This window comes from Kaistia sp. SLG-1 (assembly GCF_059699055.1).
In genome coordinates this window covers 4,200,728-4,216,819 of record NZ_AP048544.1, presented here as the reverse complement: position 1 = coordinate 4,216,819, position 16,092 = coordinate 4,200,728, and the positions used below count along the sequence as shown (strand labels likewise).

Here is a 16,092-nt window from a genome sequence, read left to right as displayed (position 1 = left end):
CCTCCCCCTTGAGGGGAGGTCGAAAACGCCTTTGCGTTTTCGGGAGGGGGTATTCGCGCGGCTCGCGGCAATTCCGACGAAGCGACCCCTCCCCAAGACCGCCTGTAGGCGGTCTTGACCCTCCCTCAAGGGGAGGGTTCCGGACGTCAGCTCGCTCCCCCTCTGAACTAACCCCCGCCCATCATCCTGAGGTGCTTCGCGAAGCGAAGCCTCGAAGGAGGGTCCAGCGGAGCTTGGAAACTCCCCTTCGGTTCGCCGAAGGGAGCTTCCTGGACCCTCCTTCGAGGCCCGGCTGCGCCGGGCACCTCAGGATGATGGCTGTGCGGGGCCGTCGAAAGGGGCGAGCTCGGAAACCGCGTTCTACCGGGCTCTCCCAACAACCGGATTCCACCCCCATGGATCTTGCTCTATAGAGCCGGAAACGCGCCGGGTCGGGCGTGAGCGGTTGCAGGGTGCTCTGATGGATGAAGTCGAGTGCGTCGTTGTCGGCGCGGGCGTTGTCGGTCTCGCGGTGGGGCGGGCGCTCGCCAATGCCGGCTGCGAGGTGCTGGTGATCGAGGCCGAGGACGCCATCGGCACGCAGACCTCGTCGCGCAACAGCGAAGTCATCCACGCCGGCATCTACTATCCGGCCGGCAGCCTGATGGCGCGCTTCTGCGTCGCCGGCAAGCTGGCGCTCTATGAGTATTGCGCCGAGCGCGGCGTGCCGTTCAGCCGCTGCGGCAAGCTGATTGTCGCCGCCGACGAGGCCGAGCGGGAAAAGCTCGGGGCGATCATCGCCCGCGCGGCCGCCAATGGCGTCGACGATCTCGTCGAGCTGACGGCGGCCGAGGCCCTGGCGCTCGAACCCAATCTCCAGAGTTCCGGCGCGCTGCTGTCGCCCTCGACCGGCATCATCGACAGCCACGCCTACATGCTGGCGTTGCAGGGCGACCTGGAAGCCGCAGGCGGCATGGTTGTGTTCGAAAGCCCGCTCGTCGCGGCGACGCCGGACGGCGACGGACTGGTGCTCTCGGTCGGCGGGGCCGAGCCGATGCAGCTCAAGACGCGGCTCCTGATCAATTCGGCCGGCCTGTTCGCCCCCGCCGTCGCCCGCACGATCGCAGGCCTCGATCCGGCGCATATCCCGACGGAATACTACGCCAAGGGCAATTACTTCACGCTGTCCGGCCGCTCGCCCTTCTCGCGGCTGATCTATCCCGTCCCCGTGCCGGGCGGCCTCGGCACGCATCTGACCATCGATCTCGGCGGCCAGGCGCGCTTCGGGCCGGATGTCGAGTGGATCGATGCGATCAACTACGACGTCGACGCGACGCGGATGCCGCTCTTCGTCGAGGCGGTGAAGCGCTACTGGCCGGAGATCGACGTCAGCCGCCTGCAGCCCGGCTATGCCGGCATCCGCCCGAAGATCGTGCCGAAGGGCGCGCCAGGCCAGGACTTCGTCGTCCAGGGCCAAAGCGTCCACGGCGTCGCCGGCCTCATAAACCTCTTCGGCATCGAATCCCCCGGCCTGACCGCCTCGCTGGCGCTGGCGGACCACGTCGCAGAGCTCGCGGCGCGCTGATCCGATCGGCGCGCTGCTGGAACTCGGCGCGCCAATCTCCTACGATCAAGGCCTTGTCGTCCGGGGGGGCGGCCACACTTGGCTGGGCATTGTGCGGCGTTTCATTCTCTTTCTGCTGATCGTGATGTTCTGGGCGCCTGCCCGGACGCAGGCCGTCGACTATGCCGAGGCGCGCGCCGCCTTCAATCGTCTGGATGCCGGTTCCAGGCTGACCATCCCGCTGATGCTCGTCACCATCGGCCGCTACAACGGCATGGTGAGCGGCGAGCTGAACAAGCGGATCTATCGCGGCATTCTCGAGTATCAGGCCAGTTTGCGGGCGGCGCCGACGGGCATCCTGACCCCGAGCCAGACCGACATCCTGTATCGCGAGGGTTTTCAGATCTGGCGTCGATGGGGCCTGCAGAGCAGCGAGTTGCCGATGGGGCGCGGCGTGCTCTATCTGCCCCTCAATCTCGTTGGCTACCCGCAGGCGACCGCGCGGGGGCGGGCCTACGAGGCGGCGGATAGCTCCGTTGCGATCGATCTGTCGGTCTATTCGCCCGGCGAATACTCGCTCGCCGAGCTTTATGGCAAGATTTCTAAGTCGGCCGGCCGGCGGGCGGTGAAGTACAAGGTCCTGCGGGATGATTTTTTCGTCGTCTCCGGCTCGCTCGGCTCGCGCGATTACTACACGAAATACGCCTATGATCGCGGCTATCTGGTCGGCTTTACGCTTGCCTGGGATCCAACCCGTATGGGCGTCGGCGACCGTCTCGCCGTGCTGATGTCGAACACCTTCTTTCCGGGCGTGGCGCCAGAGTCCTCCCCGGTCGCGGAAGATCGGTCGGAACCGGCGCCGGCGCAGATCGCCGCTGCGCCGGCTCCCGCGCCCGCTCCGCCGGAGCGATCGCGCGGCGGCGTGAGCACGGGCTCAGGCTTCTTCGTTCGGGATGACGGACTGCTGGTCACCAATAATCATGTGGTCGAGAACTGCACGTCGATCGACGTGCTGAAGGTCGGGGCCGCCACTATCCTGGCGCGCGACGTCAGCAATGATCTGGCATTGCTGCGCACGGCGGGGCAGGGGCATTCCGTCCGGTTCCGGTCGAGCCCGATCCAGCTTGGTGAGGCGGTCTATGCGCTCGGCTATCCCTATGCCGGCACGCTCGACAACGGGTTGAATTTCACCAACGGGCTGGTGAGCTCGCTGGCGGGCATCCAGAACGACAGCCGCTACATTCAGGTGACGGCGGCGGTGCAGCCGGGCAATTCCGGCGGCCCGTTGATGGACGAGTTCGGCACCGTCGCCGGTGTCGTCACGGCGCGCCTCAATGACATCAACATGCTGAAGAACTCGGGAAGCCTGCCGCAGAACGTGAATTTCGCCATTCGCGCGGATTTCGTGATGAGCTTCCTGCGCGCCAACGGCATCGAGCCGAGCGCGGCCGCTGGTGACGCCAAGATGCCGGCATCGGATATCGCCGCCCGCGGGCGGGATTTCACGGTCCAGATCGTCTGCGCGGAGGCGGGATGACGGTCCCGGCCTGAGCCGGAACCGTCATGTCATAAGTGGGGCAGGATCAACCGCGGCCGACGAGCGGCATCTTGGTGGCCATGATCGTCATCTGCAGGACGTTGGCGTCGAGCGGCAGGTTGGCCATGTGGACGACCGCGTTGGCGACGTGCTCGACATCGAAGGTCGGCTCGACCTTGATCGAGAGGTCCGGCTGCAGCACGCCGCTCTTCATCTTGGCGGCCATCGGCGTCTCGGTGTTGCCGATGTCGATCTGGCCGCAGGCGATGTCGTACTTCCGGCCGTCGAGCGCGGTCGAGCGCGTCAGGCCGAGCACGGCGTGCTTGGAAGCCGTGTAGGGCGCCGAGTTCGGGCGCGGCATCACGGCCGAGATCGAGCCGTTGTTGATGATGCGGCCGCCCATCGGCTTCTGGTCCTTCATGATGCGGAAGGCGGCTTGGGTGCAGAGGAAGACGCCGGTGACGTTGGTGTCGATCACGGCCTTCCACTGCGCAAAGGGAAGGTCCTCGATGTTGACGTTCGGCGCGTTGACGCCGGCATTGTTGAAGAGCACGTCGAGGCGGCCGAAGCGGTTCTTGATCTCGCCGAAGAGGGCGGCGACCGAGGCTTCGTCGGTGATGTCGGACGGGATCGCAACGGCGTTGCCGCCGGCTTCCTTCACGACTTCCTCGAGCGGCTCGGCGCGGCGGCCGGTGACGACGGTGGTGTAGCCGGCGCTCGCGAGCGCCAGCGCGACGGCCTTGCCGATGCCGGTGCCGGCGCCGGTGACGAGGGCGATCTTGCCATTGTTGGACATGGGGTTTCCTTCCAGAAGTCGTTCGTTATTGGGCGAGGAAGCCGCCGTCGACCGGCAGCGTGTGGCCCGTGACCATCGCGGCGCCGGGGCTGGCGAGGAAGAGGATCGCGGCCGCCACTTCTTCCGGATCGGCGAGGCGGCGGAGCGGCGTCATCGCCTCGATGCGGGCGACGAGTTCCGGATCGGCGACGAGGCCCGCGATGAAGGGCGTGCGGACATAGGTCGGCGCCACGGCGTTGACGCGGATGCCGTTCGGCGCCCATTCGACGGCGAGCGCCCGCGTCATGTTGACGATCGCGCCCTTGGTCGTCTGGTAGGAGATGTTCGGGTAGAGCCCGCCGCCGGAAAAACCCATGATCGACGAGACGTTGACGATCGCGCCCTCGGTGCCGGCGGCGATCATGTGGCGCGCCGCGATGCGCGAGGCGAGGAAGGTGCCCGTCATGTTGACGTTCACCACCGTCTCCCAGTCGGCGAGCGAAAGCTCCACCGCCGGGCGGCGGATCGCCGTGCCGGCGCTGTTGACGAGGATGTCGATCCGGCCGGCGCGATCGACGATCGTGCCGAAGGCGTCCTCGAGGCTCGCCTCGTCGGCGACGTCGGCGACGAGGGCGAAGTGTTCAGCGTCGCCGCCAAGCGTCGCGAGGATGTCGTCTGCCACCGGATTGCGGTCGAGCAGGACGACGCGGGCGCCGGCCTGCGCCAGCGCCTGCGCGCCCGCGAGGCCGATGCCGGAGCCGCCACCGGTCACCGCGGCGACGCGGCCGGAGAGGGAGAAGAAGTCGGTCGCCATCGGTGTTCCGTTCAGTTCTGGCGTGGGATTGGGACGGCTCAGCCGCCGATCTTGCCGCCGAGCTCGTCGTCGATATGGGCGCGGATGATCTCGTCGAACGAGGTCTCGGCCTTGAAGCCGAGGCCCTCGGCGCGCTTGGTGTCGAAGTCGCGCGCCCAGCCGGCGACGATCTTGTCGATCGTCTCGTCCTTCTCGTGGCGGATCAGCTTGACGGCGGCATCACCGGCGACGCGGCGCAGCGCCTCGATCTCTTCGCCCACCGTGGCCGAAAGGCCCGGCATGCTCAGCGTGCGGCGCGGGCCGACCGTGTCGAGATCGATCGTGCCGGCATGCACGAGGAAGCCGACCGCGGCGCGCGGGCTCGCAAACCAGTGGCGGACATCCGGCGACACCGGCAGCACGGCCTCCTGGCCGACCAGCGGCTCGCGCAGGATGTTGGAGAAGAAGCCCGAGGCCGCCTTGTTCGGCTTGCCGGGACGAATGCAGATCGTCGGCAGGCGGATGCCGATGCCGTCGAAGAAGCCGCGGCGCGAATAGTCGGCGAGCAGCAGTTCGCCGATCGCCTTCTGCGTGCCGTAGCTGGTCAGCGGTGTGGTGAAGAAGTCGTCGGCGATCTTTTCCGGGAAGGGAGCGCCGAAGACGGCGATCGACGAGGTGAAGACGACGCGCGGCTTGTAGCCCGACTTGCCGTTCTCGAGGCGGATCGTGTCGAACAGGTAGCGCGTGCCGTCGAAATTGATGCGGTAGCCCTTGTCGAAATCGGCCTCGGCCTCGCCGGAGACGATCGCCGCCAGATGGAAGATCACGTCGGGGCGGTTGGCGATCAGCGTCTCAGAGGCTTCCGGCGCCGAGAGGTCGATCGTCAGCGTGTCGACCGGGCCGGTGAAGCCCTTGGGCGCGTCGGGGGCGACGACGTCGGCAAGCGTGAACCGGCTGATTTCCTTGCCGCCCAGATGACCGTCCGCGACGAGCTTTTCCGTCAGCTTGCGACCGACCATGCCAGCCGCGCCGATGATAAGGATATGCATAGTATAACCTCGAATTATGAAACGATATCAGGACAGTCGGAGACGGGCTACCGCATAGGGGGCCAGCACGAGCGTCCGGCCGTCGAAAGGTTTGGTCAGCGTGTCGAGCGCATCCGGATCCCGCGTGGCGGCGACAAAACTGTCGGCGTCGAGCAGGAACAGGTCGCGCGGCGCGCCGGGCAGGGCGACAGACTGTTCTGTGCCCGTGCGGTTGGCAAGCCAGAGTTCCGCGCCATCCCCGGTCTCGGCGGCGATCGCCTCGATCGTGTCCGGTGTTGCGACGGCGCGGAGCGGCTTGCCCGCGAGCCGCGCCAGGCCGGTGAGCACGTGGAACATCGGGAACACGCCGCCGGACTCGTCGAACCAGGGCTGCGTCCAGGGATGCTTCACGAAGACCAGGCCGAAGGCGCCGGTGGTGCCGCCGAGCGTGATCACCGTGGCGCCGCCGGCGGCGAAGCGGGCGAAGAAGCCGAGCGCCCAGGCGGCGCCGAGCAGGCCGCGATGGCGCGGATCGTTGAAGTTGATCGCCTGGCGGATATTGCCGGGGTTCGGGAACGGCGCGTCGCCATAGGGGTTCATGCGCATGCCGATGGCGCTCGGGCCCACCGCATAGGGCTTGTCGCCGGCGATGGCCGACGCGCTGAGCGCGATCGCCGGCAGCGTCTCCAGCCCCTCGGTGATCGAGTGGTCGTCGCCGGCATGCAGCATCGCCGTCGTCGTGAACGAGACGAGGTCGATCAGATCGACCGGCGGCCGCTTGCGGTTCATCTCGGTGAACAGGCTGAACATGCCGCCGCCGAGCCGCGCCTTCGGGAACGCTTTTCGCGCGACGCTGAAAAAGTCGCGAGGCGGCGGCGCCGGCGGCCAGACGCTGCCGGGCAGCGTGCATTTCAAATCCGGCAGCGGCGACAGCAGCACGGTCGGAAACGGCGAGCCCATTTCGGCGACGGTCTTGCCGAGTGCGAAAATCTCCGCCTCGAAGCCGTCGACGGACTGGACGACCGCCTCCAGCCAAGGCTCGGCGCCGATGGCATCAGCCGCTTCGACGATGCCGGCGAGCGTCGCCTCGTCATGGCCGCGCGACGGGTCGTAATAACCGACCAGCACCTTGGCGCCGACAAGGCGCAGCGTGTCGGCCTGCGCGATCGTGTCGGTGATCTCCGTGGGATCGAGGCCGAGGCCGAGCGGCGGCACCGTGCCGATCCGCTCGCCGAGCGCGACCACGCCCGCTTGCCCGCCGGCGCCGGTGTCGGCGAGCGATCCCTCGACGGTGACGCGCACCGCCTGGCGGATGGTCTCGTCCTTCTGCAGCGTGTAGGGCCAGGGCAGGGCGAGCGGCCGGACATAGGTCTTGTACGAGGCGTCGGTCCAGTTGCGCTGGTCCTCCATCTCGTAGGTGTCGCCCTCCATCCGGCAGGTCACCTTCAGTCCCGGCGCCGCCTCATGGGTCAGGGCGCGCAGGTCCATCATCGGCTGCACGGGATCGATGATGTCGGGGAAGCGGCTTTCGACGATGGAGCCGTCGACATGCTCGATCGTCACCGGATGGCCGGAGACGCCGTTGATGGGATGCAGCACGACGAAGCCGGTGCGGTTGGTGAGGAAGGGGTTTTCCGCATAGCCCTCGGCCGAGAAATCGAGTGTGCCGTCGGCCGAGCCCTCGATGCGCGCGGCATATCGGAAGGCCTGGTTGTCGTCGAGGGCGAGCGCCTTGTAGGTGACGGTGAAGCCGTCCGCGCGCTCGTCGACGACGAGGTCCGAAAGGATGGGGTTGTAGGTGCCCCAGTTCCTGTCGCGGACGATGAAGGAGACGGCGCGGATGATCTCGACGCCGGCATAGCGGATATGGCGGAGATTGCCGGAGTCGAGCTCGGCGGTGAGCGCCCCCGCCCTCAGGATGCGGAGCGGCGTGACGGGCTCGTCGGTGCCGAAGAGCCGAATTTCGAGGGAGGGGGCTTTGCTCATCGGCTGATCCTCGACGAGACCAGGCGTTCGACCAGGAGCGCCAGGATGATGATGGTGCCGATCGCGGTGCCCTGCCAGAAGGGCGAGACGCCCATCAGGTTCAGCCCGTTGCGGATCATCACCATGATGAAGACGCCGAACAGCGTGCCGATCATCGAGCCGCGGCCGCCATAGAGGCTGGCGCCGCCGATGACGACGGCGGCGATCGCGTCGAGCTCCATCTGGTTGCCCATCAGCGGATCGGCGGAGAGCAGCTGGCTGATCGAGAAGGTGATGGCGACGGCGGCGAAGGCGCCGGAGAGCACATAGGGCAGGATCGAATAGAAGGTGGTGTTGAGGCCGGCGGCGCGGGCGGCTTCCTTGTTGGAGCCGACAGCGTAGATGGTGCGGCCGCCCTTGGTATAGGTCAGGTAAGCCCAGGCGGCGGCATAGAGCGCGATCAGGAACAGCACGTTGGACGGGATGCCGAGGAAATTCGTGTAGACGATGTCCTGCATGCCCATCGGGATGTTCGAGATCGCCGTCTGGCCGGAGAAGATGTAGGCGAGGCTGCGGCCGATCGCCATGACGCCGAGCGTCACCACGAAGGGCGCGAGGCCGAAGACGGTGATCAGCGTGCCCGAGATCAGGCCGATGAAGCCGCCGGCGACCACGGCGATGCCGATCGCCGGCACGATCGGCACATGCTGCAGCGACAGGCCGAGGATGATGCCGGTGAGGCCCGCGACGGAGCCGACGGACAAATCGATGCCGCCGGTCAGGATGACGAAGGTCATGCCGACGGCGACGATGCCGATCACCACCGACTGGTCGAGCAGGTTGAAGATGTTGGACTTGGTCAGGAAGAACGGCGACAGGAACGACAGGCAGACGGCGATCAGCAGCGCCAAAAGCAGCATGCGCACTTCGAGCCGCTGCGCGAATTTCTTCAGCGGCGAAGCGGGGGCCTGTCGGTTCAGGGTTTGAGTAGCCATGGGCGAAAGATCCTTGCTCACAGCGTTGCCGCCATGGTGTCGATACGGGATTTGATCGTTTCCGGCGCCGGCAGCGGCCGATCGGCCGGCAGCGACAGGCCGACCCAGCCGAGGTCGTGGCCGCGCGGGCTCGTCATCGGAACGACCAGCGTGGTGCGGGCGCGGTCGGCCTCGGGCACGAAGATCGGCTCGCGGCGGCGGAGCGCCTCGGGGATCTGGGTGGCGCCGAGTTCGCGCGCCTGGCCGGCCTTGAAGCCGGGATCGAGCGCCGGATTGTCGACGACGGCGTTGAGGCAGATCAGCCGCTCGCCCTCGATCAGCGCCCAGAAGCCGGAGCCGCCATGCTCGCGGGCGAGATCGTTCAGCATCGCCGTGTTGCGGACCATCGAGGTGCGGGGTGCTGCCAGCAGCGTCAGGCTCTCCTCGTCGAGCATGGCGCTCGGCAGATCGGCGATGGTGCGGCCGTCGCTCATCACCACGACGCGGTCGGAGAGGCCGAGGAGTTCCTCGAAATCGGAGGAGACGACGACGAGGGCGACGCCCTCGGCCGCGATGTCGCGCAGCATGGCGTAGATCGAGGCGCGGGTGCCGATGTCGACGCCCTTGGTCGGCTCGTCGAGGATCAGTACGTCCGGCTCCAGCAGCAGCCATCGGGCGATGATGATCTTCTGCTGCATGCCGCCGGAGAAGTTCAGCATCGAGGCGTCGGTCACCCGGTCCTCCGGCATGCCGAGCTTGGCGAGCAGCTCCTTCACCTTCTTCTCGCGCGAGGCGTAGCTGCAGAAGAAGCCGCGATGCGCGCCGAGATGCGCGAGCAGCAGGTTCTCCTTGACCGAGAGGTCGGGGACGATGTTCTGCGTGCGGCGGTCCTCGGCGACGAAGCCGAGGCCGGCACGGATCGCCGCCTGGGGCTTGTCGGCCTTGAGCGGCTTGCCATTGAGGGTCACGGTGCCGCCGGTGCGGGGCCGGAGGCCGAAGATCGCTTCGACCGTCTCCGAGCGGCCGGCGCCGACGAGGCCGCCGAGGCCGAGGATCTCGCCCTTGCGGACCGAGAAGGAGACGTCGCGCACTTCCGGCGCCGAGGCCAGGTTGCGGACGGCAAGCGCCACCGGCGCGTCGGTCTCGGCGACGTGGTGGGTCTCGCCGCGCTCGTAGATCGCGCCGAGCTCGGCGCCGACCATGGCGCGGATCAGATCCGCCTGCGACAGCGTCGCGGTCGGATGCGCGTTCATCACCGTGCGCCCCTCGCGCATGACGGTGACGCGGTCGGTGATGGCGAAGACTTCTTCGAGGCGATGCGAGACGAAGACGAGGCCGTGGCCGGAGGCGCGCAGCCGCGCCATGATGTCGAACAGCCGCTCCGCCTCGCCGGGGCTGAGCGACGCGGTCGGTTCGTCGAAGATCAGAAGCTTGGCGCGCACGCCGAGCGCCTTGGCGATCTCGACGAGCTGCTTCTGCGCCGAGGAGAGGCGGCGCACTTCCCAGTCGAAGGGCAGGCTGTCGCCCTGGCCGAGATCGTCGAGGATTTCCTGGCCGCGCTTGCGCAGCTGGCCATAGTCGAGCCGGCCGGGGCGGCCGAGTTCTGGCAGGAAGATGTTTTCGAGCACGGTCAGGTCGGGGACGAGGCTCGTCTCCTGCATCACGATGCCGATGCCGATCCTGAGCGCGTCGCGGGTCGAGCGCAGGCGGATCTCATGGCCGCGATAGGTGAGCTCGCCGGTATCAAGCGTGTAGTGGCCGGAGATCACCTTGGAGAGCGTCGACTTGCCGGCGCCGTTCGCGCCGAGCAGGCCGTGCACCTCGCCTTCGCGCAGTTCGAAATTCGCGCCCTGCAGAGCCCGCGTGCGGTCGAAGGTCTTGGTGATGTCCCGGGCGGTGAGAAGGGTGGTGTGGCCCGTCTCCGCGAGGGGGGCAGTGTTGGGCTGCAAGGGTCATGCTCCTGGGCACGGCCACGCGCGCGCCGCGACGGGCACGGGTGGCGAGAGGGCTCGCAACCGGCCGCGCGACGACGGGCGCCGCGCGGCAGGCTATGATCAGACTTCGTTGGCGAAGACCGTCTGGCGGATCGTCGGCAGTTCCTGCTCGATGTTCGTGCTGGTGATGGCGACGATCGGCACGGTGATTTCCTTCTCCGGCGTCTTGCCGTCGAGGACTTCGAGCAGCGCTTCGCCCGACTTCACGCCCATCAGGTAGGGCTGCTGCATGCCGGAGACGACGAGGTCGCCCGACTTCAGCAGGTCGACGAATTCCGGAATGCCGTCGAAGGCGGCGAGCAGAACTTCGCCGTTGCGGCGGGCCGCCTTGATGGCGCGCAGCGCGCCGATCGCTGGCTGGTCGGTCTGGATGAACAGGCCGCGCATGTCCGGATTGGCGGTCAACAAGTCCTGCGTGAACTTGAAGGTCTCGTCGGCGGTGTAGCTCTGCATCTGCTGCAGGCCGGCTTCCTTGCCGGTGAAGCCGCCTTCCTTCAGGCCGTCGAGGAAGCCCTTGGTGCGGGCCTGGCCGTTCTTGCGCGCCTGCGAGATGGCGACGATACCGACCGAGCCGCCTTCCCAGCCCTTCGCCTTCAGCGCTTCGGCCAGCGCGACGCCGACGTCATGCGCGCCCTTGTAGTTGTCCGAGATGATGAAGGAGGAATAGTCGCCGCTATTGGTGCCGATATCGCCGATCACGACGGGGATGTTGGCCTTCTGGGCCAGCGCCAGCACGCTGGGCGCGGTCGAGGAATCGGTCGGCGAGATGATGATGCCGGCGACGCCGCGGGCGATCGAATCCTGCGCGTTGCGCAGCTGCGTCTCGGCGCTGTTGTGGCTGTCGAGCGCCTGGAAGTTGAAGCCCTTCTCCTTGACGGTGGCTTCGATGCCCTTCGACAGGTAGCGCCAGAACGGCAGGTCGAGGCCGGGCGTCAGATAGACGATTTCCTTGCCGGCCGCCGAAGCGGCGGACATGCCGGCGAGGCCGGAGCCCGCGAGCAGCGTCGTGCCGGCCGCGAGCTTCAGGAATGTGCGACGTTCCATAGAGTTCCTCCCATTGGATCAGCCGGAATCGGCTGCGTTGCAGAAATGGATGCGCCGGTGCGCGCGCTGCGATCCCCCGTTCGCGCGCGCCGGTCGGTCGGTCAGCCGCCTCCCTTCAGGAAGGGCTGCGTCGTCACGTAGATGCGGCCGGTATGGGTCATGAAGGCTTCCGCCGCCGCCTCCGGGTCACGGGCGCGGATCGCCTCGACGATGGCGACGTGGTCGGCATAGCTGGTCGCGATGGCGCCCGGGCTGGTCAGCGCCTCGCGGCGATATTCCATCATGTAGGCGTAGAGGTCGGTGCTGATGTCGGCGAGCAGCGGGTTGCCGGAGGCCTGGTAGATGGCGACGTGGAATTCACGGTCCGAGATCAGGAAGCGGACGGGGTCGTCGAGCGCCTCGACCTGCGCTTCCAGCAGCGACTGCAGGATCGCGACCCCGGCGTCATCGATGTTGCGGGCGGCGTCGGCGACCACCTGGCGATCGACCAGCAGGCGCGCCGCGTGCACGGATTCGATGTCGTAGGAATTCACCGCGCGGGCGGTCGCAAAGCCGACGCCGATCGGGCCGACCTCATTGCTGCGCACCCGCGTCCGCGCGCCATGCGAGACATCGAGAATGCCCCGCGCCGCCAGCATCTGGATGCCGCCGCGCACGGCGTCGCGGCTGACATTGAGGGCGGTGGCGAGATGGCGCTCGCTCGGCAGCGCGTCGCCGACCTGCAGGATGCCGGAGGCGATCAGCGCGGCGATCTTGTCGCTGATGACGCTGGTGATCGGGCGCTTGACGATGGCCTCGCGAAAGCTCGGGAGCTCGGCGAGAAGCGCAGGATCCAGGTTCTTCGTCGAAACCGTCATCGCACCACTAATTGACTGATCGGACCAGCAGACCAGTTTGTTAAACAGGCGACGCCATCGCCTGTCAAGCCGCCAAATGATTGCGCTGTCATTACCGGTGCGCTTGCGGCCGGAGCCTGCCCGTTCCGGCCGCTTGCCGCCGCCGATCGGCCTTCGCCTGCCGCGCCGTCCCGCAGAAAGAGCTCTTTATTCGGGCAGTTTCGTTGGGAACGGAGCGGCGACGGTGACGTTTAGTCCCTGTCTTCCGTGCAGCCGAAGTCGGGATTCTTCCCGCTGACTGCCACGTCGAAACGTCTGAAAAGCAAAAGAACAGGAGCGTTTCATGGCAATCGAACATGCCTTGATACGGGCTGTGCAAAAACCTTGGGGAAGCTGGAACCTTCGTCCTTGGAGTGCGCTCAGGCCCGATGCCGAACCGATCGGAGAACTGTGGTTTGAACGGGCGGATGCGGCTGCGCCGACGCCGGAACTGCTTTTGAAGCTGCTGTTCACCCGCCAGGCCCTGTCGATCCAGGTGCATCCGGGCGATGCCTATGCCCGCACGATGGGCGAGCCGCACGGCAAGACCGAGGCCTGGTACATCCTCTCGGCCGAGCCGGATTCCGCCATCGCGGCCGGTCTCAAGCAGGAACTGACGCCGGAGGCGCTGCGCGCCGCCATCGAGGACGGCTCGATCGCCGATCTGGTGGCGTGGCATCCGGTTCGCGCCGGCCAGGCCATCTTCATCCCCGCCGGCACCATCCATGCGATCGGCCCCGGGCTGGTGCTCGCCGAAATCCAGCAGCGGAGCGACGTGACGTTCCGCCTGTTCGACTATGGCCGCAAGCGCGAGCTGCATGTCGACGCCGGCGTCGCCGTCGCGGAAGCCGGTCCGATGGCGCCGGCGGAGGCGCCGCGTTCGCTGGGCGACAGCCGCACCCTGCTGGTCACCAATCCGTATTTCGTGCTGGAGCGCGTGGAACTGGCGCCGGATGCGACGCGGGTCCTGAACGCGTCGCAGGAAACCTGGATGCTCGGCCTCTCCGGCGATGCCTCCCTCGGGTCGACCGATATCTCGGTCGGCGAGGCGGCCTTCCTCGATCAGGAACGCTGCACGATCCACGCCGGCCACGCCGGCCTCAGGGCGCTCGTCGCCTATCTCGGCCCCGAGCCGCGTCGCGACCTGCTGCGTATCCCCGACCAGACCCGTGTCGACCCTTCCGCGGAGCAACCCCGAGGCGCGTCGATTTCCCAACCCAGGGGGAGTGCCCCGGCGCCCTCCCGCATCGCGGAGAATACCCTATGAAATCGGTACGCCGGCCTTCGACCCTGCGTGTGGCGTTCATCGGCAACTCGCTTCCCCGCCGATGCGGCATCGCCACCTTCACCACGGATCTGCGTCAGGCGATGGCGGATTCCGTCGCCGCCGAGACGGAAGTCGTCGCCATGACGGATCATGGCCGAAGCTATGACTATCCGGAGGCCGTCACCGTCGAGATCGACGATGCGAGGCTCGAGGACTATGTCGCCGCGGCGGACTACCTGAACCAGGGCGACTTCGACGTCGTCTCGCTGCAGCACGAATTCGGCATTTTCGGCGGCGAGGCCGGCAGCCATGTCATCGCGCTGCTGGCGCGGCTCGACATGCCGGTGGTGACGACGCTGCACACGGTGCTGGCGGAGCCGACCGATGCGCAGCGCCGCGTGCTCGACCGGATCATCGATCTCTCGGCCCGCCTCGTCGTCATGGCGGAGAAGGGCCGCGAAATGCTGCGGACCATTTACCGGGTGCCGGACGAGAAGATCGAGGTCATCCCGCACGGCATCCCCGATTTCGACCTTGTCGATCCCGAGCCGGTCAAGGAGAAGCTCGGCTTCGCCGGACGAACCGTCATCCTGACCTTCGGCCTGCTGTCGCCGAACAAGGGCATCGAGGTGATGATCGACGCGATGCCGGAGATCCTGGAGAGCCGGCCCGACGCCGTCTATGTCGTGCTCGGCGCGACCCACCCCAATCTCGTGCGCGACCAGGGCGAGAGCTATCGCGACCGTCTGAAGGCGCGCGCCGGCGATCTCGGCATCGAGGACCACATCGTCTTCCTCGACCAGTTCGTCGACCGCGACACGCTGCTCGACTACATCGCCATGTGCGATCTCTACGTCACGCCCTATCTCAACGAGGCACAGATGACCTCAGGGACCCTGGCCTACAGCTTCGGTCTCGGAAAGGCGGTCGTGTCGACACCCTACTGGCATGCGAACGAGCTTCTGGCGGAGGGACGCGGCGTGCTCGTGCCCTTCGGCGACGCGGCCGCGACCGGCCATGCGATCGCCGATCTCCTGACCGACGGCGATCGTCGCGACGCCATGCGCAAGCGGGCCTATTCGTCCAGCCGCGCCATGACCTGGGAGAATACCGCCAAGCGCTATCTCGCCGCCTTCGAGACGGCACGTCGGCCGATGGATCGCCTCAAGCTGATTTCCCGGTTCGGCTCGGACGCGCGCGCGCTCGCCAACGCGACGCCGCCGGCCATGCAGCTCGGCCATTTCCTCGCCATGTGCGATGATACCGGCCTGTTCCAGCACGCCGTGCATTCGGTGCCGGATCGCCATCACGGCTATTGCGTCGACGACAACGCCCGCGCGCTGCTCGTCGCCTGCGCGTTGAACCGGACCGGAGAGCAGCGCCTGCCCGAGGGGCTGACGGCCCGTTTCGCCGCCTTCATCCAGCATGCGTGGAACCCGGATAACCGGCATTTCCGCAATTTCATGAGCTTCGACCGGCGCTGGCTGGAAGAGCGCGGTTCGGAGGACAGCCACGGCCGCACCCTCTGGGCGCTGGGCGAGGCGGCCGCGAGCGACAGCAGCCCGTCGCGGAGGCGCTGGGCGGCGTCGCTGTTCATCGCAGCGTTGCCGACGGTGGCCGATTTCGGGTCGCCGCGCGCCTGGGCGTTCACGCTTCTGGGGCTCGCGCCTTTTTGTGCCGCATTTCCGGACGATCCTGTCGCCCGTCGTCACCGGGATCTGCTGGCTGAAAAGCTCATGTCGATATTCGCTGGGACTGAGACGCCCGATTGGGTCTGGTTCGAGAACGGGCTGGCCTATGACAATGCCCGCTTGTCCGAAGCCCTGATCCTTTCGGGCATGGCGAGCGGGACGGCGTCGCATGTCGAGGCCGGGCTGCGCTCGCTGCGCTGGCTCACCAGCGTGCAGACGGCGCCGAGCGGATGCTTCCGCCCGGTGGGCAGCGAGACTTTCGGCGACCTCCGCAAGCCGCCGCTCGCCTTCGACCAGCAGCCGCTCGAGGCAACGGCGACGATCTCCGCCTGTCTCGCCGCGTGGCGCGCCGATGGCGCCCGCACCTGGATCCGCGAGGCGAGGCGCGCCTTCGCCTGGTTCCTCGGCGAGAACGATCTCAAGACGTCGCTGGTCGATCCGGAAACCGGCAGCTGCCGGGACGGGCTGCATCCGGACCGGGCCAACGAGAACCGTGGAGGCGAATCCGTGGTGTCCTACCTGCTCAGCCTTGCCGAGATGCGCCAGCTGGCGCGGCTTGACGGCGATCATGTGCGGCGCGAGCTGCGCGCCGTGCGCGCGTGACGA

The 16,092-nt window shown here is 67.4% G+C and carries 12 protein-coding genes; 4 read left to right on the top strand and 8 right to left on the bottom strand.

The genetic code is table 11. The features are described 5' to 3' along the window. Positions 1-460: 460 nt before the first annotated feature. Together AC6HZP_RS19485 and AC6HZP_RS19480 are read left to right on the top strand one after the other, a co-directional pair. Complete coding sequence (locus tag AC6HZP_RS19485; RefSeq protein WP_497524184.1) at positions 461-1,564, top strand: NAD(P)/FAD-dependent oxidoreductase; 1,104 nt, start codon at positions 461-463, stop codon at positions 1,562-1,564. Between the two features lie 91 nt (positions 1,565-1,655). Then, positions 1,656-3,080 carry a S1C family serine protease gene (locus tag AC6HZP_RS19480; RefSeq protein WP_497524183.1) on the top strand — a complete coding sequence of 475 codons (1,425 nt, stop codon included), beginning with the start codon at positions 1,656-1,658 and terminating at the stop codon, positions 3,078-3,080. Positions 3,081-3,126: 46 nt separating this feature from the next. Here AC6HZP_RS19480 and AC6HZP_RS19475 read toward each other — a convergent pair whose 3' ends face one another. The 8 genes from AC6HZP_RS19475 to AC6HZP_RS19440 form a co-directional block, all read right to left on the bottom strand. Beyond that, complete coding sequence (locus AC6HZP_RS19475) at positions 3,127-3,876, bottom strand: SDR family oxidoreductase (protein ID WP_497524182.1); 750 nt, start codon at positions 3,874-3,876, stop codon at positions 3,127-3,129. Positions 3,877-3,901: 25 nt separating this feature from the next. After that, complete coding sequence (locus tag AC6HZP_RS19470; protein WP_497524181.1) at positions 3,902-4,669, bottom strand: SDR family NAD(P)-dependent oxidoreductase; 768 nt, start codon at positions 4,667-4,669, stop codon at positions 3,902-3,904. Positions 4,670-4,707: 38 nt separating this feature from the next. Beyond that, a complete protein-coding gene (denD, locus tag AC6HZP_RS19465) occupies positions 4,708-5,697 on the bottom strand; it encodes a D-erythronate dehydrogenase (RefSeq protein WP_497524180.1) in 990 nt (329 codons plus the stop codon). Between the two features lie 27 nt (positions 5,698-5,724). Continuing rightward, on the bottom strand, positions 5,725-7,662 hold the full coding sequence (locus tag AC6HZP_RS19460) for a D-apionate lactonase family protein (protein ID WP_497524179.1): 1,938 nt from the start codon (positions 7,660-7,662) through the stop codon (positions 5,725-5,727). Beyond that, the gene (locus AC6HZP_RS19455) at positions 7,659-8,636 is read right to left on the bottom strand and encodes an ABC transporter permease (RefSeq protein WP_201400655.1); all 978 of its coding nucleotides are present in this window, start codon (positions 8,634-8,636) and stop codon (positions 7,659-7,661) included. Before AC6HZP_RS19455 ends, AC6HZP_RS19460 begins: the two co-directional genes overlap by 4 nt. Positions 8,637-8,653: 17 nt before the next feature. Next, positions 8,654-10,564, bottom strand: coding sequence for a sugar ABC transporter ATP-binding protein (locus AC6HZP_RS19450; protein ID WP_497524178.1), 1,911 nt, complete (start codon positions 10,562-10,564; stop codon positions 8,654-8,656). A gap of 105 nt (positions 10,565-10,669) precedes the next feature. Next, a complete protein-coding gene (locus AC6HZP_RS19445; RefSeq protein ID WP_497524177.1) occupies positions 10,670-11,653 on the bottom strand; it encodes a substrate-binding domain-containing protein in 984 nt (327 codons plus the stop codon). A 101-nt stretch (positions 11,654-11,754) separates the two neighbouring features. After that, positions 11,755-12,510, bottom strand: a complete 756-nt coding sequence (locus AC6HZP_RS19440) for a FadR/GntR family transcriptional regulator (protein ID WP_497524176.1) — start codon at positions 12,508-12,510, stop codon at positions 11,755-11,757. A 475-nt stretch (positions 12,511-12,985) separates the two neighbouring features. On the opposite strand from AC6HZP_RS19440, the gene AC6HZP_RS19435 reads away from it, so the two are divergent. Both AC6HZP_RS19435 and AC6HZP_RS19430 read left to right on the top strand, forming a co-directional pair. Further along, positions 12,986-13,795 (top strand): class I mannose-6-phosphate isomerase, encoded by an 810-nt coding sequence (locus AC6HZP_RS19435; RefSeq protein WP_497524175.1) that lies wholly within the window; start codon positions 12,986-12,988, stop codon positions 13,793-13,795. Further along, positions 13,792-16,089, top strand: coding sequence for a glycosyltransferase family 4 protein (locus tag AC6HZP_RS19430; RefSeq protein ID WP_497524174.1), 2,298 nt, complete (start codon positions 13,792-13,794; stop codon positions 16,087-16,089). The genes AC6HZP_RS19435 and AC6HZP_RS19430 overlap by 4 nt, the downstream gene beginning before the upstream one ends. Positions 16,090-16,092: the final 3 nt, after the last annotated feature.

Excerpts from the sequence above, each read along its gene's own strand:
- AC6HZP_RS19455 (WP_201400655.1), bottom strand. The coding sequence starts at position 8,636 with ATGGCTACTCAAACCCTGAACCGACAGGCCCCCGCTTCGCCGCTGAAG.
- AC6HZP_RS19460 (WP_497524179.1), bottom strand. The coding sequence starts at position 7,662 with ATGAGCAAAGCCCCCTCCCTCGAAATTCGGCTCTTCGGCACCGACGAG.
- AC6HZP_RS19485 (WP_497524184.1), top strand. The coding sequence starts at position 461 with ATGGATGAAGTCGAGTGCGTCGTTGTCGGCGCGGGCGTTGTCGGTCTC.
- AC6HZP_RS19440 (WP_497524176.1), bottom strand. The coding sequence starts at position 12,510 with ATGACGGTTTCGACGAAGAACCTGGATCCTGCGCTTCTCGCCGAGCTC.
- AC6HZP_RS19475 (WP_497524182.1), bottom strand. The coding sequence starts at position 3,876 with ATGTCCAACAATGGCAAGATCGCCCTCGTCACCGGCGCCGGCACCGGC.
- denD (WP_497524180.1), bottom strand. The coding sequence starts at position 5,697 with ATGCATATCCTTATCATCGGCGCGGCTGGCATGGTCGGTCGCAAGCTG.
- AC6HZP_RS19430 (WP_497524174.1), top strand. The coding sequence starts at position 13,792 with ATGAAATCGGTACGCCGGCCTTCGACCCTGCGTGTGGCGTTCATCGGC.
- AC6HZP_RS19470 (WP_497524181.1), bottom strand. The coding sequence starts at position 4,669 with ATGGCGACCGACTTCTTCTCCCTCTCCGGCCGCGTCGCCGCGGTGACC.
- AC6HZP_RS19445 (WP_497524177.1), bottom strand. The coding sequence starts at position 11,653 with ATGGAACGTCGCACATTCCTGAAGCTCGCGGCCGGCACGACGCTGCTC.